The 23,828-nt window shown below is 36.3% G+C and carries 24 protein-coding genes, 1 tRNA gene and 1 riboswitch; of the genes, 9 read left to right on the top strand and 16 right to left on the bottom strand.

Translation table 11 applies throughout. The features are described from left to right. Nucleotides 1-21: 21 nt before the first annotated feature. The 6 genes from IPM56_05010 to rpsU all read left to right on the top strand — a co-directional run bounded on the left by IPM56_05010 (nt 22) and on the right by rpsU (nt 4,111). Nucleotides 22-1,437: a peptidase M14 gene (locus IPM56_05010; protein ID QQS37318.1), complete on the top strand. Its 1,416-nt coding sequence runs from the start codon at nt 22-24 to the stop codon at nt 1,435-1,437. A 78-nt stretch (nt 1,438-1,515) separates the two neighbouring features. Beyond that, on the top strand, nt 1,516-2,109 hold the full coding sequence (locus tag IPM56_05005) for a sigma-70 family RNA polymerase sigma factor (protein ID QQS37317.1): 594 nt from the start codon (nt 1,516-1,518) through the stop codon (nt 2,107-2,109). Nucleotides 2,110-2,121: 12 nt separating this feature from the next. Beyond that, complete coding sequence (locus IPM56_05000; protein QQS37316.1) at nt 2,122-2,958, top strand: hypothetical protein; 837 nt, start codon at nt 2,122-2,124, stop codon at nt 2,956-2,958. A 6-nt stretch (nt 2,959-2,964) separates the two neighbouring features. Further along, the gene (locus IPM56_04995) at nt 2,965-3,423 is read left to right on the top strand and encodes a universal stress protein (GenBank protein QQS37315.1); all 459 of its coding nucleotides are present in this window, start codon (nt 2,965-2,967) and stop codon (nt 3,421-3,423) included. 80 nt (nt 3,424-3,503) lie between these two features. After that, nucleotides 3,504-3,884 (top strand): hypothetical protein, encoded by a 381-nt coding sequence (locus IPM56_04990; GenBank protein ID QQS37314.1) that lies wholly within the window; start codon nt 3,504-3,506, stop codon nt 3,882-3,884. Between the two features lie 32 nt (nt 3,885-3,916). Next, nucleotides 3,917-4,111, top strand: coding sequence for a 30S ribosomal protein S21 (rpsU, locus tag IPM56_04985; GenBank protein ID QQS37313.1), 195 nt, complete (start codon nt 3,917-3,919; stop codon nt 4,109-4,111). A 27-nt stretch (nt 4,112-4,138) separates the two neighbouring features. Here rpsU and IPM56_04980 read toward each other — a convergent pair whose 3' ends face one another. Then, nucleotides 4,139-4,999 carry a TIGR00730 family Rossman fold protein gene (locus IPM56_04980; protein QQS37312.1) on the bottom strand — a complete coding sequence of 287 codons (861 nt, stop codon included), beginning with the start codon at nt 4,997-4,999 and terminating at the stop codon, nt 4,139-4,141. Nucleotides 5,000-5,141: 142 nt separating this feature from the next. On the opposite strand from IPM56_04980, the gene dacB reads away from it, so the two are divergent. Beyond that, the gene (gene dacB, locus IPM56_04975) at nt 5,142-6,410 is read left to right on the top strand and encodes a D-alanyl-D-alanine carboxypeptidase/D-alanyl-D-alanine-endopeptidase (GenBank protein QQS37311.1); all 1,269 of its coding nucleotides are present in this window, start codon (nt 5,142-5,144) and stop codon (nt 6,408-6,410) included. Nucleotides 6,411-6,433: 23 nt separating this feature from the next. On the opposite strand, the gene secG is transcribed toward dacB, so the two are convergent. The 11 genes from secG to IPM56_04920 form a co-directional block, all read right to left on the bottom strand. Beyond that, nucleotides 6,434-6,769 carry a preprotein translocase subunit SecG gene (gene secG / locus IPM56_04970; GenBank protein ID QQS37310.1) on the bottom strand — a complete coding sequence of 112 codons (336 nt, stop codon included), beginning with the start codon at nt 6,767-6,769 and terminating at the stop codon, nt 6,434-6,436. Between the two features lie 20 nt (nt 6,770-6,789). Then, a tRNA-Met gene (locus tag IPM56_04965) sits at nt 6,790-6,863 on the bottom strand. A gap of 87 nt (nt 6,864-6,950) precedes the next feature. Then, the gene (locus IPM56_04960; protein QQS37309.1) at nt 6,951-7,787 is read right to left on the bottom strand and encodes a M48 family metalloprotease; all 837 of its coding nucleotides are present in this window, start codon (nt 7,785-7,787) and stop codon (nt 6,951-6,953) included. A 32-nt stretch (nt 7,788-7,819) separates the two neighbouring features. Then, nucleotides 7,820-8,809: a GTPase ObgE gene (gene obgE, locus IPM56_04955; GenBank protein ID QQS37308.1), complete on the bottom strand. Its 990-nt coding sequence runs from the start codon at nt 8,807-8,809 to the stop codon at nt 7,820-7,822. 3 nt (nt 8,810-8,812) lie between these two features. Beyond that, a complete protein-coding gene (locus IPM56_04950; protein QQS37307.1) occupies nt 8,813-10,414 on the bottom strand; it encodes a hypothetical protein in 1,602 nt (533 codons plus the stop codon). A gap of 225 nt (nt 10,415-10,639) precedes the next feature. After that, entirely contained in the window at nt 10,640-10,930 is a 291-nt protein-coding gene (locus IPM56_04945) for a superoxide dismutase (GenBank protein ID QQS37306.1), read from the bottom strand. A gap of 229 nt (nt 10,931-11,159) precedes the next feature. After that, the gene (locus IPM56_04940; GenBank protein ID QQS37305.1) at nt 11,160-11,930 is read right to left on the bottom strand and encodes a succinate dehydrogenase/fumarate reductase iron-sulfur subunit; all 771 of its coding nucleotides are present in this window, start codon (nt 11,928-11,930) and stop codon (nt 11,160-11,162) included. Then, on the bottom strand, nt 11,930-13,840 hold the full coding sequence (locus tag IPM56_04935) for a fumarate reductase/succinate dehydrogenase flavoprotein subunit (GenBank protein QQS37304.1): 1,911 nt from the start codon (nt 13,838-13,840) through the stop codon (nt 11,930-11,932). The genes IPM56_04940 and IPM56_04935 overlap by 1 nt, the downstream gene beginning before the upstream one ends. Then, complete coding sequence (locus tag IPM56_04930) at nt 13,840-14,514, bottom strand: succinate dehydrogenase cytochrome b subunit (protein QQS37303.1); 675 nt, start codon at nt 14,512-14,514, stop codon at nt 13,840-13,842. Before IPM56_04930 ends, IPM56_04935 begins: the two co-directional genes overlap by 1 nt. Before the next feature lie 225 nt (nt 14,515-14,739). Further along, nucleotides 14,740-15,267: a lipocalin family protein gene (locus IPM56_04925; GenBank protein ID QQS37302.1), complete on the bottom strand. Its 528-nt coding sequence runs from the start codon at nt 15,265-15,267 to the stop codon at nt 14,740-14,742. 49 nt (nt 15,268-15,316) lie between these two features. Continuing rightward, entirely contained in the window at nt 15,317-17,005 is a 1,689-nt protein-coding gene (locus tag IPM56_04920; GenBank protein QQS37301.1) for a T9SS type A sorting domain-containing protein, read from the bottom strand. A gap of 205 nt (nt 17,006-17,210) precedes the next feature. Continuing rightward, nucleotides 17,211-17,514: riboswitch (cobalamin riboswitch) on the top strand. 111 nt (nt 17,515-17,625) lie between these two features. Between IPM56_04920 and IPM56_04915 the strand changes: the two genes are divergently transcribed. Beyond that, a complete protein-coding gene (locus IPM56_04915; protein QQS37300.1) occupies nt 17,626-19,581 on the top strand; it encodes a TonB-dependent receptor in 1,956 nt (651 codons plus the stop codon). Between the two features lie 301 nt (nt 19,582-19,882). Then, entirely contained in the window at nt 19,883-20,413 is a 531-nt protein-coding gene (locus IPM56_04910; protein QQS37299.1) for a hypothetical protein, read from the top strand. Nucleotides 20,414-20,559: 146 nt separating this feature from the next. Here IPM56_04910 and IPM56_04905 read toward each other — a convergent pair whose 3' ends face one another. The 4 genes from IPM56_04905 to IPM56_04890 form a co-directional block, all read right to left on the bottom strand. Then, nucleotides 20,560-21,192: a helix-turn-helix domain-containing protein gene (locus tag IPM56_04905; GenBank protein ID QQS37298.1), complete on the bottom strand. Its 633-nt coding sequence runs from the start codon at nt 21,190-21,192 to the stop codon at nt 20,560-20,562. A gap of 539 nt (nt 21,193-21,731) precedes the next feature. Further along, nucleotides 21,732-22,184, bottom strand: a complete 453-nt coding sequence (locus IPM56_04900; protein ID QQS37297.1) for a hypothetical protein — start codon at nt 22,182-22,184, stop codon at nt 21,732-21,734. Between the two features lie 40 nt (nt 22,185-22,224). After that, nucleotides 22,225-22,782, bottom strand: a complete 558-nt coding sequence (locus tag IPM56_04895; GenBank protein QQS37296.1) for a transposase — start codon at nt 22,780-22,782, stop codon at nt 22,225-22,227. Between the two features lie 9 nt (nt 22,783-22,791). Continuing rightward, nucleotides 22,792-23,772, bottom strand: coding sequence for a hypothetical protein (locus IPM56_04890; protein QQS37295.1), 981 nt, complete (start codon nt 23,770-23,772; stop codon nt 22,792-22,794). Nucleotides 23,773-23,828 lie beyond the last annotated feature (56 nt).

Here is a 23,828-nt window from a genome sequence, read left to right as displayed (position 1 = left end):
AAATTACAGTAAGGAAAAATTATGATATCATTAAAAGAAGCAGCAAATATTTTCTATCAGTATTATGATAGATACATGGAACCCTCACTCAAAACTAAATGGGTACGACATAGCGATATTCAGCCTCTCATTCAAAATTTACCAAGAGAAAATTTTGATATTAGTGCCGCGGGAAAATCTGTACTTGAAAAAGATATTTGTTTACTGAGCTGGGGAAAAGGTCCGCGCAAAATATTCCTTTGGTCGCAAATGCATGGAGATGAATCCACCGCGACAAAAGCGTTGTTCGATATTTTTAATTTTCTGTCTTCAAGCGACGAGTTAGATGCATTTAGAAATATTCTTTACGAAAAAAACACCTTATACTTTTTACCATTACTTAATCCGGACGGGGCTGAATATTTTAATCGCAGAAATTCATTCGATATCGATTTAAATCGTGATGCCTTATCTCTGCAATCTCCTGAATCAAAACTGCTCAAGTTTATATTTGATGAAATAAAACCTGATTTTGGTTTTAATCTACATGATCAGGATGAAAAATATTCTGTAGGAAACACTAAAAGGCAGGCAGCAATTTCTTTCCTGGCACCTCCGGCGGATTTTTCAAACAGCGTATCCCCAAACAGAGAACGCGCAATGCAGTTAATAGCTGGTATAACGGCAGCATTAAGTGATATAATTCCAGGGCATATTGCCCGCTATAGTGATGAATTTGAACCAAGAGCATTTGGTGATAATTTTCAGAAGTGGGGGATGTCTACTGTTCTTGTTGAGTCAGGCGGTTGGAAAGATGATGAGCAGAAACAATTTATCAGAAAGCTGAATTTTGTTTTACTGCTTACTGCGTTTGATTCCATAACTTCATCCAGCTATTTGAATTTTGAAACGGATGATTATCTGAAGATTCCTGAAAACACAAAGTACCTTATGAATGTGGTTCTTCGTAATCTTTGGTTAAAAATTAATAATCATAGGGTGAAGATAGATATAGGAATCAACCGTGAACAGCTTTGGGAAGAAGGGAAACTATATTACAAATCTACAATTGAGGAGATTGGAGACCTTTCGGTGTACAGTGGAATTGAAGATCATGATTTTACCGGGTACGAAGTACTTCCCGGAAAAATCTCCGATAAGGTTTTTGAATCGGTAGAGAGTTTACGTGAGACAGACAAACATAATCTCCTGAGACAAGGGATAACAGATGTCAGAATTTCAAAGTTAAATACACAAAGAGTGTTTACAGATTTCACTTATAATTTAAGAATGAAAAACTTAAATCATGATTTATCAAATCACATCAAGGTTGGAGAGGGCGCAGATTTAATTATCATTAAAAACGATGAAGTTAAGTTCATTATTATAAATGGATTTATCTACAACATCGAAACTAACTCTGGTGTAATTCAAAACTCAATCGTCAAACACGTCTGATTGTTTAATAAAGTAATATTTGGTATACTTGGTCAGTTAAAAACTTAACATAGACAATTACCAGCCACACTGATTTTTATGTTTCCGATAATATTGGCGGTCATCAAACAATCCAGAGAGTTATATGCTGACTTTGAGCGTGAAGCAATACCTCATATGGATGCTCTGTACAATTTTGCACTCCGAATGACCGGAGACAGCGATGATGCAGATGACCTTGTGCAGGAAACCTACTTAAAAGCTTTCAGGTTTTACGATAAATTTGAAAAAGGAACTAACTGCAAAGCCTGGTTGTTCAGGATATTAAGAAATACTTATATAAATAAGTACCGTAAAACTAAAAATGAACCTGATAAAGTTGACTATGATGAGATAGAAAACTTTTATGAAAACATTAAAACTCCCACCGCAAATGATTCTCATCTTGAAAAAGATATTTATGATAAATTACTTGACGATGAACTTTCCAACGCCATTGCATCACTTCCCGAAGATTTCAGAACGGTAATCATTCTATGTGATATTGAAGGATTTTCATACGAAGAGATTGCGGATTTTGTTGATGTTCCTGTTGGAACTGTAAGGAGCAGACTTCATCGAGCCCGTAAAATGATGTTTACAAAACTTCATAAATACGCTGTAGAACGCGGATATATTTCAAAACAAGATTGACCAGGTAATCAGTTGGCTCATAGAGATAAAATAGAATTACTAACTTCACTCGTTGACGGAGAAATTTCTGATCAGCAGTTGGAAAACGAGTTGAAGACATTGATTGAAACAGATTCCACAGCAGCGTATGACTATAAAGTTCAGTTACTTATCAAAAATCTTGTAAAAATGAATATGGGTTTTGTGCAGGCTCCGGAACGTCTTCACAAAAAAATAAATCGTAGATTGTTAAGAGAAACCACTCCTGCAAATGATCCGGCTTTAACACTTATATTCACCCCGTCATTTATGACATATGCTACCGCCGCAGTTATCGTGTTAGCAATCATATTAATTTTGTTCAATCGTCCGCCTATAGTTGATACTTATAACTTTGCAGCTGGACAGCAAGGAAAAGATAACATGTTTGTTCAGGCGCAAAATAATTTTTCTGCTATAATTCAAGGTCGACTTCAACCACAGCTTCTATCGGATAATGCTCAGACTATTCAGGAATTCTTTAAGCAGAGCGGAGTTAAGTATAGTACAATTGTTCCTGTATTTGAAAACCTTACGTTGTTGGGTGCGGTGGTGTCCGATGAACAAGGTAAAAAATGTGCACACCATGTTTATACTAATTCCGATGGCAAAATTGTTTACTTATACCAGGTTGATGAAACGGAACTGGTTTCTGGTGAACGTTTAAAGCTTACACCAGATCTCTTAAATTTTCTTGATGAAGGTAGATGCTATTCTTTCTCATCTCAAACGACTTCAACCTTACTTGTAAAATCAAAAAAAAATATTTGCGCTATTGTATCAGATTTGTCTGCCAGAGAACTAAACGAATCATTTTGCAATTTAAATTGAGGAAATATGTTTAAGATTAAAAATATTCTTTTGCCGACTGACTTTAGCAATTTATCACTCTCTGCAGCAGAATTTGCCGCAGGGCTCTGTGTTCAGAATGACGCAAAGATTCACCTGCTTCATGTTTTAGAAAAAACACCGCCAATCCTCACCATCAGATCACTCGACCTTTCTGAAGAAAAGATAAAAAAATCGATTGAAGATGACGCAAATGAATCGATGGAAAGGGCAATAAAAAAGATCAGCACGAAAAATCAGCTTCAAATAGTCCCGGTTATACGAAAAGGAGTTGATTTTGAAGAAATTATCAAATATTCGGAAAAGAATAAGATTGATCTAATAGTCATAGCCACACATGGACGAACCGGTATACTGCATACACTTTTAGGCAGTGTAGCCGAAAAAGTCATCAGGTACTCAAAAATACCGGTTTTAGTGACCACACCCACTGAGAGGGAAAAGTAGTTTCGGCAATTTTCAAACTTGTTTAGCAAAAGTAATTTTAATAAATTTGATGCTCGAGAAATCTATAATGAGGTATTTTGATGGCAAGAGTTAAAAATGTAGAGGCTTTTTGTACTGTTTGTAATACAATGAGGAAAATGGAACTGGCGGGTGAGTACTCAAGTAACGAACAGGAAACAAAAAGATGGGCAAAATGTAAGAAGTGTAAGCAAACTATGGTTATAAATCTTGCTTCGGACGTTAAGGAATTAAAACCTTCTTTAGATGGTATTGAGAATGGTGATTGCACGGTTTATTCACCGAAAAAATCTTTTAATATTGGTGAAGCAATTTATCATCAAAACTGGAATGACTTTGGAAAAGTAGTGTCAAAAGAAGTTCTCTCGAATGGTCAAAGTTCCATTTCAGTCGAATTTCAAAAATCCGGACACAAAAAATTAGTTGAATCGTTACTTTTATAATAATTAAACGACCATAAAGTGAGGTGAATATTTTGGTTGGTATTTCATTAGGTGATAATGAGTCCATTGATAAAGCTCTTCGCAGATTTAAAAAGAAATATGAACGTTCTGGAGTTCTTAAAGAATTCAAGAAAAGAACATTCTTTGTAAAACCTTCGATTAAAAAACGAATGGAAAAATTGAAAGCTGCCAGGCGTGCTCACCGCACAGACTTTATGGAACAATAATTCTATAACCCCTCTTTGAGGGGTTTTTTATTTTAAATGAAGCTTTGGTTCTGCCTCTTTCAATCCTTTACCTGACAGATAATATTTTTCAAAATAATTCTTCACAAGATGAAATGCCTCAGCAGTAGAATTACAAAATGAAAACAAATTCATATCACTTTTACTGATTACTCCCTGCTCAATTAGTCCGTTAAAATTAATTATACTCTTCCAGTATTTTTCATCATACACTATCAATAACATTTTCTTTTTTATCTTTTCGGTCTGAATGAGTGTCAGGATTTCAAAAAATTCATCCATCGTTCCAAAGCCTCCCGGAAAAACAATTAATGCTTTTGCAAGATAGGCAAACCAGAACTTTCTCATAAAAAAGTAATGAAATTCAAAACTTAAATCGGGAGTTACATATTTATTCACGAATTGTTCGAATGGAATACTAATGTTCAAACCGATTGAATAACCTCCCGCCTGCTTTGCACCTTTATTCGCGGCTTCCATTATTCCAGGACCTCCGCCGGTACAAATAATAAATCTGTTTGCTTCCGTACTTAGACTCATTGACCATTCTGTTAATTTTTTTGAAAGTTCAACAGCATCCTCATAGTATTTTGACATCTTAACCTGTTCCTGGGCTACTCTTAATTTTTCAGCGAACTTGGGAGTAGTTTTAGGATTCATTGTTATAAACTTGTTGTACTCGGCAAGCGTCTCTTTCTTTGAACGGAGTCGTGCTGAACCGAAGAAAACGATTGTATCGACAATTTTATGTTTACGGAATTTTGTTTGAGGTTCAAGAAATTCAGCTAACATTCTGAGTGATCTGCCATCAGAAGAATTTAAAAACTCAAGATTCTCATAAGCTTTCAGGGGTGATTTTATTTTTGCCATATTGTTGTGGGGTAATGATTCGTTTTGAAAAATCGATTATTAAAATCATTTCATTTTGATTGTAATATAATATATTTCTCATAAGTTTAAGAAAAGTTTTTACGTCATCTTTAAATAAAATCCTGTCAGGAATAAAAGTTTAATGTCGTTTATAAAATCAATTGTGTTTGTCATTGTTACAGTATTTAATATCTCCGCACAAAATGAGCAGCTAAAATTTGAAATTGAAAAAATTCTATCGAAGCTTCCATCAACTACACGCGCGGGTATTCTGATTTATGATCCGATTACTAGAGACACGCTATACGGCAAAAATTGTCTTGAGTCAATGATTCCTGCATCAAATACAAAACTTTTTACTACTGCTGCCGCACTTAATTACCTGGGAAAAGAATTTAACCTTTCAACCAAAATTTTTACAGATGATGATAACCTGAACGATGGTGTTATTAATGGAAATATCTATCTAAAAGGATTTGGCAATCCATTGTTCTCAGAAGATGATCTTATAAAATCAATTTTACGGCTGAAGGAAATAGGTATAACCGAAATAACAGGAAATGTTATTGGAGATGATTCCTATTTTGATGATATATACTCCAGAACCGACTGGATACCGGATGAGGTTGCGAATGTAACATTACCGCCTGTCTCGGCTCTGGTTTATGAGAATAACAAAACTGTTGTCGCAAGAAAATATAAAAGAAGAACCTGGAATTATATTGTGAACATTGACAATCCTCCGGTTTTTATTTCAAAAGTATTTCGGGATAGATTGTTGAATCATGAAATTAATGTAAAAGGTAGTTCAAATTCTGGAATAACACCCGATGATGTTACTTTACTCTATGAGTCGAAAGTACCTCTGATTGAACTAATAAAATTCATCAATAAAAACAGTGATAATTTTTTTGCAGAATGTTTATTCAAAACTATAGGAGCCGAATCAAGCGGTTTACAAGGAAATTCATTCTATGCACAACAGGCTGTGTTGACTTACATTCGCGACAATGGAATTTATTCTGAAGGTACTTCACTTGTAGACGGTTCAGGAATTTCAAGGTTTGACCAGGTGACAGTTGCCGCATTAGTTGGTGTTTTAGAAAACATGTATTTCGACCTGGCAAACTTTGATGACTTTTTTAATTCGCTAAGTATTGCGGGCGTAGATGGAACCCTTAAAGGGAGAATGATAGGCACAAAAATTCAGGGTAATTTTCGTGGAAAAACTGGAACATTAAATGGCGTTAGTTCATTAAGCGGTTACCTGACAACATCCGAAGGTAATGATTTGATTATCTCAATGATATTTGAATTTTCTCATGGAAGAGCTTCCTTACATAAACGAGTTCAGGATGAAATTCTTCTCTTACTTTCTGATTGGCAATCTGATTTAAGCCTTAGGAAATAAATCCTAAGGCTTTATTATCAAAACTATGGGGTTGTGTTAGTACTTTGAGGTAAAGTCGGGGTTGTTGGTACATTTTGTCTTCCTGATTTTTGAATCACACTTTCAATCTGATCCTGACTTGATTGTCCCGGAAGGAAGAACAAATTTATAACAATTGCTAAAACTGCAAGAGTTCCACCAAGCCACCATGTAGCTTTACTCAGGAAATCCGCAGTTCTTCTTGTTCCAAACATTGAGCCCATACCGCCTGCCCCGCCAAATGTACCTGCTAATCCACCGCCCTTGCTGGATTGCATAAGTACAATAATGATCAGCAAAATTGAAATTATTATTGATAAAGCTACTAATAAAGTATACATGATATTCTCCTTAATTCTTGTAGCGGGGGAGGGATTCGAACCCCCGACACGTGGATTATGATTCCACTGCTCTAACCTACTGAGCTACCCCGCCATTTCAAAATTTAGATTGCAAATATATCCACAAAATCGATGATTTCAAAGATAAATATACCCGCATGTCAGCAGGATAACTTAAAAATTATCTCTTCCCTAACCGGTTTTTAATATTAGCCTGATACTCTTCCCGATATATTCCTTCACCCGAACTTTGATAATTTTTAATTGAATAACCGCCCGTAGATAATCTTTGATCGGTATTAGCAATACGGTCTACCGGATCCGGGTGAGTTGACAGGAACGTTGCAATTTTATCACTTTGTGAACTGACTAACCCTTCATCTCTCATTTTTTCAAAAAAGAATTTTACACCACCGGGATAATATCGGGTATCTTTTAAATAATTGAAGGAGTACTCGTCGGCATCATTTTCATCTGATCTGCTGTTTGCCAAAAATGCCAATCCTACGAACAGATTAGCTGCAACTTCAGCAATTTGAGAAGGGTTCTCTCCAAGAATAAGACTAAGCAGGAATGAAACACCATAATAAGAAGTCATTCTTTGTGTAGCGTGACGTCTTTCTGCGTGGGCTATTTCATGACCAAGAACTCCTGCAAGTGCAGCCTCTGTATCAAGGTAACTCAATAATCCTGTATATACATATAAATAACCGCCGGGTAATGCAAAAGCGTTTAAAATATCCTTGTCAATAATTTCAAGTTGATATGGATAAATGGTTTTGCTTTCAATCTGCGGCGATGCAAGAATGTGATTGAATAATCTTTCATTAATATAAGCTTTGAGTGCTGGGTCACCCTGGTAGATTGGATACTCCTGCGGATTGCCCTTTATCTCCGAACTAACATCTAAACCAAGTTGAACATCATCCGCTTTTGAAAAAACATTAATACCGGAATCACAAGAGTTAAAACACGATATGGAGAAAATAAAAAGTAAATACAAAATTGGTTTTTTCATTTTCATATACTCACCTGTTTGTTTGATTCATCTTAATTTTTATGAAGCATATTCCAAAGCTTATCTAATAAAGGTTCTATTCCTTCTTTTGTTGCAGATGAAATGACTGAAATTTCACCTTCATTATTTTTTAACTTTTTCTTTGAAAGTTTTTTAATCTCACTTTCAGTCAACAGATCACATTTAGTAAACGCAATTAACCTTTTCTTGTTCACCAGGTCAAGGTTGTAATTTTTTAATTCAGACAACAGAACATTATAATCCTGCTGAGGATTTTCTGATGTTGATTCGATTAAAAACAATAAAATCCTGGTGCGTTCGATATGTCTTAAAAATTTATGCCCAAGACCTTTACCTGTATGCGCCCCTTCAATTAGACCCGGAATATCCGCAACTGTAAAACTTTTATAGTCTTTGTACCTCACTATTCCAAGATTAGGTTCTAACGTGGTAAATGGATAATCAGCAATTTTAGGTTTCGCAGCGGAGATAGTAGAAATCAATGTTGACTTACCAGCATTTGGAAAACCAATTAATCCGACATCTGCAATTAATTTTAATTCGAGGATAACTTTTTTTGATTCGCCGGGTGTACCGGGTTCCGCATATCTTGGTGCCTGGTTTGTGGGGGTTGCAAAGTTGCTGTTACCTCTTCCGCCTTTGCCACCTTTTGCAGCAGTGACTTTCATTCCCTCTTTATCTAGGTCATAAAGGATTTTTTGATTGGCAGAATTTTTAATGATAGTACCAACCGGTACTTTAATTATTATATCACTCCCGCTCTTGCCATCCTTTAATGAACTGCCGCCTATCGCACCGCTGGATGCACTGTACTTTTTTTTATATCTGAAATCAAGCAGCGTGGATAAATTAATATCAGTTTCAAAAATTACACTTCCGCCGTTACCACCGTTTCCTCCTGATGGACCGCCTTTGGGGACATACTTTTCCCTTCTAAATGTAACAGCCCCTTTACCACCATCGCCGGAGGTGATTTCTATTTCAGCGTAATCAATGAACATTTACTAACCTTGTTGAAAATATGAGGAGACAATATTGGTTAACGACAGTGCTTCCCTTGAATAAGGACTGACTTTGTACGAAAAGTAAACTCCTTTCAGAATTTCAGATGCCTCTTCATAAGTATTGCACTCTGATATCCGTTCAAGTGTTGTAACAAAATCTTCACGATCATCATTGAAAACAGTCCCTACTATCTTTTCCATTTCTTTATCACTCATAAAACTGAACAGCTCTTTTTCAGTTTTGGTTTTTACTTCCTGTACAGTGCTTCCATTTTCATTATCCGTATGATTAGCGCTCTCAATACTTTCCCGGGATTCATCTTCATCATTATCGTCAGCATCAATCGTAAAGATTTCTTCTTCAAATTCTATTTTTTCATACTCAGGTAATTTATCCTTTATCACTTCATCATTCTTTGATTCAAGTTCATACTGATTCTCTGAAGTTGTGGAATTCTCTTTCTGAATGGTAACATCTTCATCCATTGTTTCTATGATTTCATTTTTCGAGGATTCCTTGTCGAAATCATCATCAATACCTTTAAATAATCCATCATCATCGAGAGCTTTTATCTCAGCTTCATAGAATGATAAAAGATCCTCCTCATTTTCTGATTCAGGTTCGTTCTTGGCTTCAACACTGGTATCGGCAAAATCATTTTGCTTTTCCGAATTTCCGGCACCATTAACATCATTAATTTCCGAAACGGATTCATATTCCTGTACTGGTTGAATTGAGTTTTCTTCATCATCAATTTCAGCAAGAATATTGTCACCGCCATCCTCAATTTCGGCAAGTGTATGATCGTCTTCATCGCTGACAGATTGCTTTGATTCCTGTTTTACAACAGGTTCTACAAAAAGTATTTTGCGCAAGTCTGAGATATCATATTTCTGCCTGTCCTCCGCAGGAACTGATTTTCGCAACGTGACAAGGTGATCCATCAGGTTCTTCTCTTTCAAAAATGTTTCAATAGAAAGAGGAGAAATTTTTGATTTATTAACTCCGCCTTCATTAAAAAATTCAGCAACAGATACTAAAACATTTTCAAGCAGTGAGTTCGCCCGCGAAGTAAATAATTCCCTGTCAAGCTTGTTCAGGATCAGTTCAAACTCAGTAAGATTAATGATGATCACTTTTCTTTTTTCAAGATATTCATTCAAAATATCTTTGAGATATTCGTAGTAATAAATATAGTTGAGCATCATCACGACTTCCTGTACAGTATGCTCCTTGGAATTATCGAATATCAGATTTGCCAGTGACCATTTTGGTCTTATGAGAAAATTAATATTGAATGAAACAGCTTGTGTGATTAGTGTCCGCATATCTTCAAAAGATATACGTTTTGATTTTTTTATCTCCAGCGCAATGAGATTAAAATACTTTGTTATTTCCTGTCCTGAATAATCAAAGGCAGAATCCTGAAGTAGTTTATTTCTGTCTTTAAAAATCAGGTAATCCAATTCGGCTGAGATATATTGCTTTACAGCGGGATGTATATCAGTTGCAAGTATTTTTTCAAAGGTTACGAATGAACCGAATTTTTTTACTTTGTTTAAACTAAAATCTGAAATGAAATTAATTTCTTTTTCGAACATTACCCTCTTAACTCCAATTTTGTGCGCAAAATATAAAATTTCCTGATTAAATAGCAGGATAGAATTCGGGGAGTAGTGACTTAAGTTCACGGTTAGAAAACGGTTAATAAATTGTCATTCTGTCCGCCGCGGCGGATTAATTCAGAATCTTCTTCAGCTTAAACGATCACGAAATAAATTCGGGATGACTTATTGTGAATTCAGAACACTACGAGACAAATTAATTCAGGTGAAAAGTCTCTCAAAACCATTGTAAGGTAAAAGTTCGTTTATTTCAAAATCAATTAATCCTTGTTTAACTAGTGGAAGCTGATTAAGAATCTGGCTTGCTTCAAGAATTCCATCACATTCAAGAATTATTACAGCAAGGTTTGTCCCTCTGGTAAAATACATTTCTCTGAAAAATCCTTGCTGATAAAATTGCCATGCTTGTTCTGCTTCGTCTTTCAGTATTGATTTTGTGAATTGTGAATCACTTACACCTTTTATTTCTTTTTCGATTGCTATTATCTTCATAATTTCTCCTTCATAAAAAATCCCGATTTTATTAACCGGGATTTGTTTCAATAAAAATTCTCCTATACCTGTCGGCTTTCGCAGGTTGTTGTACAACTGTCATTCCGAACTTGTTTCGGAATCTTGAAATAAGTGTCTCGTAAATAACAAGAACCTGAATCTAGTTCAGGTTGACAGAAATGATTTATCCAACATCCTCATTTGGTTAATACTTATGAAGCAAAGTGAATCAAACACTTACTTCTTTATTCTTAAACTTTGCAACAACAAAGTCTCGATTCATTCTTGCAATGTTCGTGACTGAAATTCCTTTTGGACATTCAGCTTCACAAGCATAAGTATTTGTGCAGCTTCCGAATCCAAGATCATCCATGACCTTTATCATTTTTTCAACACGCTCATATCTTTCAGGCTGCCCCTGCGGCAGCAAAGCGTATTGTGAAACTTTGGCTGATACAAACAACATTGCCGAAGCATTTTTACAGGCAGCAACACACGCACCGCATCCTATACAGGCGGCTGCATCCATTGCGTCACTTGCTACCTCTTTTGAAATCGGTATCATGTTTCCGTCAGGAACTCCGCCGGTATTTACGGAAACATATCCACCAGACTGAAGTATTTTATCAAATCCCGCACGATCAACAATAAGATCTTTTATAACCGGAAATGCTGCGGCACGGAATGGTTCGATCCATAGTGTTTCACCATCTTTGAAATTTCTCATGTGAAGTTGACAGGTTGCTATTTTCGGTAACGGTCCGTGCGGGTGTCCGTTTATAACCAATCCGCATGTTCCGCATATACCTTCGCGGCAATCACTTTCAAAGTGAGCCGCTTCTTCACCTTTAGCTTCAAGTGTGTTGTTCAGTTCATCAAGCATTTCAAGGAAGGAAGCATCAGGTGAAACGGATACATCATAGTCAACAAAACTGCCTACGGAGTTAGAATTTTTTTGTCTCCAGATTTTGAGTTTCAGATTTAGTTTTTTGGTTTCCATTATTTGTAACTCCTTATAGCAGGTTTTACATATTCAAAATTCAACGGTTCTTTATTCATCGTCCATTTTTCAGGTCCGTTGTACTCCCATGCAGCAACGTGAGAATAATTTTCATCATCACGCTTTGCTTCACCATCTTCAAACTGGAATTCTTCCCTGAAGTGTCCACCGCATGATTCATTTCTGTTTAATGCATCAAGTGCCATCAATTCACCAAGTTCAAAATAGTCAACAAGCCTCCCTGCTCGTTCAAGAGTTTGATTGATATCATCTCCGCTTCCGGGTATTGTAACATTTTTCCAGAATTCTTCTTTGATGGTTCTTATTTCGCCGACAGCTTCTTTTAATCCTTTTTCATTTCTTGCCATCCCTACTTTGTTCCACATCACGCGTCCAAGTTCTTTGTGAAGATCATCAACTGTTCTTTTCCCTTTGATTGAAAGAAGTTTACTTGTGATGTCTTTAACTTCACCGGCAACTTTTTCAAATTCCGGATGATCCGTTTTGACTGCTGAAGGTTTATCGCCTGCAAGATAATTTCCCATTGTGTATGGAATAACAAAATAACCATCTGCCAGACCTTGCATAAGAGCAGATGCGCCAAGACGATTAGCGCCGTGATCAGAGAAGTTTGCTTCACCAAGAACAAACAGTCCCGGGATTGAACTCATCAGGTTGTAATCAACCCAGAGTCCTCCCATTGTGTAATGCGGTGCGGGATAAATCATCATCGGAACTTTGTAGGGATTTTCTCCGGTTATCGTTTCATATATTTCAAAAAGATTTCCATAACGCTCTTCTATAACTTTTTGTCCCAGTCTGTTAATCGCATCTTTAAAATCTAAGTAAACAGCTTCCCCTCCTTTTACACCGCGACCATCATCACAAGCTTCTTTAGCGGCTCTTGATGAAATATCTCTCGGTGAAAGATTTCCAAATGAAGGATATTTTCTTTCAAGATAATAATCTCTCTCATCTTCAGGAATATCACCCGGGTTTCTCAAATCTCCTTTTTTCTTTGATACCCAAACACGTCCGTCATTACGAAGTGATTCGCTCATCAATGTAAGTTTTGATTGTGAATCACCGTGAAGTGGAAGACATGTTGGATGAATCTGCGTAAAGCAGGGATTTGCAAAGAAGGCACCCTTTTTATGGGCACGCCAGATTGCAGTCGCATTACAATTCATCGCGTTTGTTGATAAGAAGAAAACATTTGAGTAGCCGCCTGTTGCAAGTACAACTGCATGTGCAGAATATTTTTCTATCTCACCTGTTAAAAGATTTCTGCAAACAATTCCTTTAGCCGCACCATCAACAACAACTACATCAAGCATTTCGCGTCTTGTATAAAGTTTAACCGAACCTTTTCCAACCTGTCTGTTCAATGCGCTTACAGCACCAAGAAGTAATTGCTGTCCCGTTTGACCTCTCGCATAAAATGTTCTTGAGACCTGCGCTCCGCCAAATGATCTGTTATCGAGTAAGCCGCCGTATTCTCTTGCGAACGGAACTCCTTGCGCAACGCATTGATCAATTATGTTTCCGCTGACTTCAGCAAGTCGATGAACATTCGCTTCGCGTGCGCGGAAGTCGCCGCCTTTGACTGTATCATAAAATAATCTGAAAACAGAATCACCGTCATTCTGATAATTTTTAGACGCGTTTATTCCGCCCTGTGCTGCTATACTATGTGCTCTTCTTGCGCTGTCATGAAAAGTAAATGCTTTTACGTTGTAACCAAGTTCACCGAGTGACGCGGCTGCAGATGCACCTGCCAGGCCGGTTCCTACAACTATTATATCATACTTTCTTTTATTTGCCGGGTTAACCAGCTTCATATTGAATTTATGGTTAGTCCACTTTTCAGAAATATTTCCTGCTGGAATTTTTGAATCAAGCTTTGCCATTAGTTACCTCCGTAAAAGAAAAAGAAATAAACAGGCATAGATGCAAAACCAACTGCCATAACAATTGCATAGAGCGTCCCAATCTTTTTGATGAGCGGAAAATATTTTTTATGATTCCATCCGAACGTCTGAAAGGCGCTTTGAAAACCATGATTAAGATGAAATCCTAAAAGCACAACTGCTATGATGTAGAAGATTGCATACCACGGTATCTGAAAGAAACTTACTACGATATCAAAATACCTGTGATGATCTGCCAATCCTTCCGGATCATGAAAATTAAACCGCCAAAAAAATGTTGCGAGATGAAGAACAAGAAAAATAAAAACTATTGATCCTGTCTCAACCATAAAACGTGAGAATAAAGTTGAGTTCTCAGGGGAGCCATTAACTTTATAAGTTATCCCTCTTGCTTTTTTATTCTCCATCCATAGTTTTAAGCCATTCAGGATATGCAGAATGAATGTCGCAAGAAGTACAAGTTCGATCACCCTGATTGCCGGTTTAACGACATCAAGAGCAAGAACATACTGGTTAAAAGTTTCAGCACCGAAGAACAGTGTAATGTTTCCGATAAGGTGAACAACAAGAAAGATTACCAGGAAAAGTCCTGTTACAGCCATAACAAATTTTTTCCCGATAGATGAGTTGATAAATTTTAGAAACCAGCCCATTAACATCTCCTTTTAGTAAGCGTTTGACAGCAATTATAAATTTTAATTGATTGGATTTCCGTATCGTTAAACGAACGGGAAATTATTAAGACAAGTATGTGATCAGTAAGAGTCAACAATCGGAAGAATTCATTGATAATTAACAATTAAATCTGCCGCAACTTAGAAAAAGGGTTACTGAAAATCAAAAGTGAATTACAAAAGAATTGTCAGCTGCAACTACAATTAGTGAGGTGATTTTACAAAACTTTCAGGTTTGTAGCCGTTCTCTTTTAAGATATTATTTATATGAAGCAGAATTTCATCGGCTAATTCAGGAGTTCGGCTTAATACCCAGCCATATTTTCTATCTGGTGTTCCGACAACCGCCCAATTGTAATTATCATCAAGACCAATTATCCAGTAGTCACCCCAGAACGGACGAATACCAAGAAAACTTACAAAACTAACTTCAAGTTTTGCATTTGATTTTTTATCGACGACTTTTGCAACACCTTCAGCAATATCCATTTCATTCTCATCATCAACGCAGCTATTAACTACCTTTATATCACCATCTTCGTCAAGAATATATTTAGCGGTTGCATTACTTATACATTGCTTCTGAAACCTGTTTGGGATTTTTGATATTTCATACCACAGCCCTACGTATTTTTTCAGGTCAACATACTTTACTGTTTGAACTGTTTTTTTGTCCTGTGGTAATGAATTAAGATTGCAGCTTATTACGAGTAGTAAAATAAAGTATTTCATTTCAACCTTGATTGTGTAAACAAGTAAACAAAAAATACTATTCACTAGTTCACTTTATGACCATCATCTTTTTTGTTCTCAGGAATTCATTTGAATTAATGCTATAAAAATAAACACCGGAACTGAGTCCATCGGAATTGAACTGAACTCTGTAGTCTCCTGCTTCCTGTAATTCATTGACAATAACTTTTATTTCATTACCGAGAATATCATAGACTCTTAGTGATACCTGCCCCTTTACAGGTAGTGAATAGTCAATAACAGTAACAGGATTAAATGGATTCGGGTAATTTTGAGAAAGGTGATAGTACTCCGGTAAAGGTGGTTTAAAATTTGTATTTGATTTTTGAGGCGAATAATGATCATAAAAATACTGAATGTTTTTTGCATTCCTTTTTAATCTGTCTATAGCATCAATATTGTCATTGCCTTGTGCAACGTGAATCGCATAAGCTACTTCCTGCGTATCACCTGGTGCAAAATTAATTGGTCCGGCACTCATATATAAAGCTCGCCGTCCTGGCAACGGTCCATTTGGCCAGCCAGTGCCTTCATACCATCCCGTTTGTAAGACCGGGTCACCGCACAAAATAAAATTCGTCGGCTCTCCGGTAAGAGGATCATTGAATTTGCTTCCATCCCAAAAGTGACCTTTTGACTGTAAGAAAAGTTCGACTCCAGCAAACATAGCCCCTATTTCAACTCTGCCTTTTAATGGATTATTAAGCCAACCATTTCCGTGAAATGAATATTCCGGAAACGAGGCAATGAATGAATTTATATCCAAATTCTTAAAACCTTTCATCCACCAATCGTTAAATTTTGCTGAGTCAATGTCGGAACCAACAACCATCGGTCCTTGAAGTAACTTGTACCCTACTGCTGGCGGCTGACTATAAAGTGTATCAACCGGATTGGCATTATAAAAATATCCAAGGTTAAGAATAGTATCACACCCTGCAAAATTATCATTTGGGTCACCGAGAACTGCTTCAGCGAAATAACCTATATAGAGGCTGTCCAAAGTTCGTCCGCCCTTATTAATCAGCCTGTAAACTTTTATGAGCGTATTTTCAAATAGTCCCGCATATTTAAACGCGTAAATAAGGACCTGCATTTCGACACCCGCTGGAAACGTTCCGGTTGAATAGATCGTTTGTGCCGCAAATAGGTCATTAGCAACAAACCATAATTGTTCATCACCGTAAAAAAGTGGTTCGTCAATTCCCTTTTCAAACCTCCCGTCATTATTTGAATCATAAAAAGGCGCCCCATCCTCAACCGGCCACTCAATAAAGTCTTTTTCTAATTTCTCTCTTTCAGAACCATATGGATATGATTCCCATTGTTTATTAATTTTATAAACTCTGTAATGCTGAGTTGATGGATCATCTGCAAGACCGGTGCTAAGAATTTTTCCGGGTTGGTAACTTGTGTTATAAGCCGATGCGCCGGCAAAAACTGAGTCACCAATTTTACCTACCCAGTAAAGACCATCATTTGTAGCTAGAGGTTTATCTGCAAGCTTTCCACCAGGCCAGAACAAACCAGCACCTCCTGTTTCAGGATTGTATGAACCCATTCCATCATTGCTGATAATCATTTTTAACTGGTTGATGGAAATTGTTTGGTAATGAGGTGAATAACCTGACACATATTTGGTTTTGTTTTGTTCCTGGGTTAAAGAGAATCCTGAAAAGATAAGAATGAAAAGGAAAATACTATAGATTGACTTCATCATTTCCCCCAAAATAATTGTGATTCTTTTGAATATGTTGTCGCACGATATATTTAAATCTGTAAGAAAAATACTTTCCATTTTACCCAACTATTTTTCTTTTATACTATGTGTAATTAACAGAATGCGGTTCTCATTATCAACAAATAAAAAAATCTTTTTAAACCATTGACATCTTTGATTTAAACTCTATTTTTGTTCCAAGTTCTTTTGAAATTTTTACGGTGTTCCGATCCCAATAAAATATTTGGATAACGGAAAACTATAGGGAAGTCCGGTGCGATGTTTTGTGCTATCTCGTCATTCCGAATTTATTTCGGAATCTTCCTAAGATCCTGAAACAAGTTCAGGATGACAGACGAACAAACATCAATTCCGGCGCTGTCGCGCAACTGTAAAGCAATGTACAATGCAAAATGTATAATGTACAATCAAAAACATTATACATTGTAAATTATAAATTGTACATTGACCAAGCCAGGAGACCTGCCGTAAAAGCTTATAATCAACCTTCGCGCAAAAGGTAAGATTAACGATGGTCTCTCAATTTCTCCATTCGTTTTATCTCAACTTTTTAATCCGCGAAGTTACTTTTAATTTTTTCTTAAGGAGTAACTTCAATGTTCAATAAAATTTTTGTTCTGAGTTTTTCATTCCTGGTAATTTCCTTTCAGGCATTCTCTCAGAATTCAGTTATACAAAAGACGGACACAATTGGCTTTTACCGGTTGAATGATGTTGTCATTTCGGCAACAAAAACTGAATCCAATCTTTTGGAACTTGCAAATTCAGTAACGGTTATTGATTCACAAAAAATTGCCAACAGCAGCTCGACAAATGTTTTCGATGTAATAAAAAATGAAACAGGAATTAGTTTTACCAGGCAGGGCGGAGTTGGTACTCTTTCCAACCTTTACATACGCGGCGCAAACTCAGGACACACTCTGGTGTTGATAGACGGCGTTGAAATGAATCTTACAAGCGATCCATCCGGTGTTTATGATTTTTCAACATTACCTCTGGATAACATTGAGAAAATTGAAATCGTCCGAGGACCGCAATCGACATTATACGGCTCTGACGCACTTGCTGGATTGATAAATATTATCACTCAAAAAGGAAATGGTAAACCGAAATTTTCTTTACTTACCGAAGGCGGTTCATACAATACTTATAAGGCTCAACTTGGTATGAACGGATCAACTGAAAGGTTTAACTATTCGCTTTCATTTAACCGTGCTGGAAGCGATGGGTTTTCTGCGGCTTCTGAAAAATACGGCAATACTGAAAAAGATGGATATACTTTCAACAATCTTTCCGGTGTAATTGGATATTCAGTTGATGAAAATACTGATGTGAATCTTTATGCAAGATATACAAAATCAAAATCTGATTATGACCAATTCGGCGGAATCCTTGGTGATGACCCATCATATATCTTTGACCAGGAGGAAATTTTCTTTCGCGGTGAAGGAAAGTTTAAGTTTTTTAATGATCAGTTGAGTTCAAAAATAGGAGCATCATTCATCAGGAATGTCCGGAAATATGAATTCGATACTTCCGCTGCGAGCATATTTTATTCAAACAGTTTTTATGACGGACAAAAATATAAACTCGACTGGCAGAATGATTTAAGTTTTATTAATGCAAACGTTTTTACAATCGGTGCTGAACTTGAATTCGATGAAGCATTCAGCGAGTACTATTCAAACTCATACCAAACTCCCTCCTTCCCGTTCGAAAGTATTGTACCTATGCAGCAAACAAGAACATTGGGACTATATATTCAGGATCAGGTTAATCTTTTTGACAGACTTTACGCAACAATCGGCGGAAGATTAGATGGCCACAGTAAATTTGGTTCACAGTTTACTTACAGATTTGCACCCGCAATTATGATTTGGGAAACAGGAACGAAGTTGAAAGCAACCGTCGGTTCGGGATTTAAAGCACCATCACTCTATTACCTTTTTGATCCGGCTTATGGTAATGAATCACTCAATCCCGAAAAAAGTTTTGGCTGGGACGCAGGCATTGAGCAGTTCTTCTTTAGAGAAAAAATTTCTCTTGGTGTTACTTACTTCAATAATAATTTTAAAGATATGTTCGGGTTTGATGCGGTTACATTCAAAACAATTAACATAAATAAAGCAGAGACAAAAGGATTTGAATTTTTTGCTCAATCACAAATGATTGATGACATTGAGTTGAAACTGAATTACACTTTTACAGATGCACGCGATAAAAGTGACGGCTCTTCAAACTTTGATACAAGGCTTGTAAGAAGACCCGAAAGCAAAACAGGATTTTATGCTTCATACAACTTTTTGAATAAAGCGAATATAAGTACGGATATAACCTGGGTTGGAACAAGGGAGGATATTAACTTCTCAACTTTCCTTAGGACAGAGTTAAAAGGTTTTGTCCTTGTAAACCTTGCCGCACACTATGATGTGTTTGAATTCCTGAGAATACATTTACGTGTTGAGAACTTGCTGGATAAAGAGTATGAAGAAGTTTACGGCTATGCTACACCGGGTCAGTCGTTTTATGGAGGAATAAAAGTTACCCTTTAATAGAGTTCTGCTTTGTATACAGATTTTTTTGAAGAGTTTTGTTATCCCGATGCTGGCTGTGATATAGTGTCATTTCGAAGGCTCGCCTCGGCGAGGAGAAATCCCATTCAATTTGAGGTTTGAGATTTCTCTGGCTGCGCCATCGAAATGACTTCAATGTGACTGTCAAAAATTATGGTGACATTCTTAGTAACTAAACCGGCATTCAAAACTTAGTTTGGAATATGTACTTAATAAACTTTATCTTTGAAACAATTATTGGAATAAATTTTCTAAAAGAAATTCAATGAAAGGAAATACGATGGAGAAAAAATTAATAACACCAAGATTCTGGATTTTAGCCGGAATGATTTTATTAGCAGCGTTTGCAAGATTTATTCCTCATCCGCCTAACTTTGCGCCGATAGCTTCTATTGCTTTGTTCGGAGGCGCTTATTTTAATGACAGAAGACTCGCTTACACGTTACCAATTATCGCTATGTTTTTAACTGATCTTATAATCGGTCTGCACGATACTATGCTTGCTGTGTATGTAGGATTTTTACTGATCGTGTTTATCGGACAGGTTATGCTTAAGAATGTAAAAGTAAAAAATGTTGTGCTTGCATCACTCGCTGCTTCGGTTTCATTTTTTGTTATAACAAATTTTGGAATGTGGGCGCTTGGAACATTATATCCCAAGACTGCCGAAGGATTAGCAGCTTGTTTTGTTGCGGCTGTTCCCTTCTTTCATTACACAGTGATTGGCGATCTCTTCTTTGCGGGAGTAATGTTCGGGTTATTTGAACTTGCACAAGCAAAACTGCCGGTGCTGGTTAAAGCACGTTCGTAAGTTTATAAAAATATTTTTATTTGAAACCCGCCGAGTGCGGGTTTTTTATTTTTGGGGGAGAGATTGTGTTTGGGGGTTGTTCACATAAAATTAACCTCACCCTGCCCTCTCCTTAAAAAGGAGAGGGAATTTAATTTTAGAATTTATTAGGTGTTAAGGAGTTGGGTTTTTAGTTGTTTTATTTGCTGAGTGAATCCGCTGAGTTTTTCAATTGGAATATCGTCGAGGAAGTTTGCGAGGTGTTCTGATTGTTCTTTGTGTACGAGATTTGTGAGCGGATGGTTTGAAATCGGTTTTTGGGGGTTAGGGATGTATTGGATTAAATCATTGGGAGTACAGTAAAGCGCGATGCAGAGTTTTTCTACCTGCGAGAGTTTGAGTGCTTTGAATTTGTTGTTCTTTATGCGAAGTGCTGTTTGCCTGTTGAAGCCTGCTTTCATTAAGAATGAAACCGGGTTCTTTATTGCACGCTGCCTGAAAAGCAATTGAAGGTTGTATGTAAGCATGTTGATCTCCTGCCGAATGTTTATGGATTGTTGACTAAATGTTGGGATGAAATTAGTAAATACTTCGTGAAGTTTCAATGAAGTTTTGTGAATGTCAGTTGATACTTTGTGAATGTCAGTTGATACTTTGTGAATGTTAGTTAACACTTTGTGAATGTTAGTTAGCACTTTGTGAATTTTGATTAGTACTTTGTGAATGTTTGTTGATGCTTTGTGAATGTCAGTTAACACTTTGTGAATGTTGGTTGATGCTTTGTGAATGTCAGTTAACACTTTGTGAATGTTGATTGATACTTTGTGAATATTAGTTGGTACTTTGTGAATGTTAATTGATGCTTTGTGAATGTTAGTTGATAATTCGTGAATGATTATTGGGTTTTTGAACAGTTTTTGCGTTTCGTCCTTTCATTCAGAGTATATCGTCCCTACGGGACTTATGCTGTATACGGTAGTTCTTTTTTTAACAATGTTTCATCCCTATGGGATGAGGAATGTGCGACGGTATTTTTAGTGTGGACTTAGGATATATCTTATAAATTATTTGTGCCTCAGGGTAGAGTTCAGATGTTACACGAGTTTTGATTTGGAATGGAGATGAAGTCCCGTTAGGGACTAAATGTTGGTAGAACCAATAACGATCTGTATGTTATAGTCCCGTAGGGACGACATAGCCGCATATAATTACGTTCATAAATTACGAACATATATCGCCCCGATGGGGCTTTGTTTTTTGGGGGCGGTTCTTTTTATAAATATTTCACCCCTACGGGGTGCGGAGCGCAATAGTATTTTGGGAGGGATTTCCTTGCCTGTCATGGTTTGGAATATAAGTGATAGGGAAAATATTTATTCCCATTTTTTACAAATATAAAATTCGCTTCTTCTTTTTTGTATGGCAAAAATGGTTTCAGTACTGAAAAGTCAATTGGATGATATTTAGTGGTGAAACAATCAATCAACGTGTGTTCCTTTATGAATGCAAGAACGACAAAAGAATCATTAGTTTCAATTCTGGTGTCTTTGACTTTTTCTAATTTTACATCTATAGAATCCTCCAGCCGATCAATAGTTGTATATGGTGGGATCACTATAAAATAGTCCCAGTCAAACCTAACAAGTTCTTTAATATTAATTGCGACACTATCAGTTTTAGAATAAAGAACTTTTCTCTCCAGTGTTTCATTAAAAAACCGTTCGTTCTCATTACTATCGCTGCATCCGATAATTAGTGCAATTATAAAAAAACAATATTGTATCTTTTTCATATACTTCCTGGGCTGTCTCGGTCCAAACCGTGACAGTGAATTATTTAATCTCAATACCGGCATATTCCGTATCGACAAATATAACTGATTGGTCTCCAATATAATTTCGTGCGCTGGAATATTTATAATCTGTCGCTCTTTGACTTAATCCTGCCTCAACAGGATTGTTGTGTATGTAGTGAAGTTTTGTCCAGAACATTTTTTCATTTCGTATCACTTCGTCGTGAAATCTTTTCATCCAGAATTTTCTTTTCTGATCGATTATTTCTTTTGCCGCTTCTTTGAATTGATGTAGAGATTCATAGTTAGTTTTTGTCAGGTGTTCCATTATGTCCCAGGCTGAGTATTTTTTTATATCTCTCATTAGGTCGGAGATGGTTCCTTTTGTTCTGTCCACTTCTACTATCCAGTGGAAGTGTGATGGCATTATAACGTAAGCAAGTATTCTGAAGTTATATCGTTTCTGGTAGTGTCTTATGTTGTGGATGAGTATATCACAGGCAGCAGGGTTCTTGAAGACATTGAGGAAGTTTATCACGGTTGTCGTGACAAAGAATATCGAACATTCGGTTAGGCTGTTTCTGTGTCTTAGGCTCATAGCTTTCTGTCACGGTTTGGACCGTAACAGCCTAGTTAGAATTTCCTTTAATGGCCTGTATTCCCCAGTCACTATTTTATGATTTGAGATTATACTATCTCCAAAAATTAAATCGCTCGGTCTAATTTCATCAAATTTACTCCAATATTCTGAGTTCGCTCCCAAATTAGGTATTTGATGTTCTGAAGTATCAACTCTTATGAAAATATTCATACCATTTAATTTCACTATAGCATCATTATACTTATCCGCAATCGTGGATGTATCCAAAGAACTATCAATAAATGCAATTTCGATTTTTACAATATCTTCTTTGAAGATTAAATATTTTCTCAATGAATCGATGATAGCAGTATTTTCTTGTACGCTGGTAAGATCATTTTTTTGAATATTATTTATAAGAGTTGTTATCCAGTTTTTGAAAAAATCAGAAGCATAGCTGTATAGGTAACCATTTTTTATTACTTCATACAAAATGAACTGTTCTTTTGCTTTTTCAAGCGTTGAAATATTAGCTAAATCAACATAGTCTGATTCTGTTCTTGAATTAATTATTCTTTCTGTTTCATCAATATAAAATTCATCTAATTTTATGCTTGTATAAAGTAAAGCTCGATACTTTTGTTTTTCTGATTCCTTACTTTGATCGTTAGCTAAGTTTATGGCTAGTAAAACACTAATGAAAATTCCTATGAGGTTAAATAATTGTTCATATAGATTAGCCAGAAACAAATCCTTTTTATTTTCAGAAATATTCTTTTCGGTTCCACTTGTAGAGTTTGAGCTGGGTTCAGTTTTATTTTTTAGATTCAGCTTAAGGATGAATAGAACCACTAATAGAATTAAGCTAATTACATATACCAATTCACTATCAAAGTAGAATGATATAGATGGAGGGTATTTCAAGGGCCAAGCAATGAAAATGAAAATCATGATTAATAAAGCAAAAAGAGATAGTGCTATACTTTTTCTTAGTCCTTTCTTTTTCATGATACTCCTTCAGAAATAACTGTCACGGTTTGGACCGTGACAGCCCAAGTGTAAAG

This window comes from Ignavibacteriales bacterium (assembly GCA_016700155.1).
GTDB lineage: Bacteria > Bacteroidota > Ignavibacteria > Ignavibacteriales > Ignavibacteriaceae.
The sequence above is the reverse complement of the archived record's forward strand: the minus strand, read 5'-3'. Positions and strand labels throughout refer to the sequence as shown.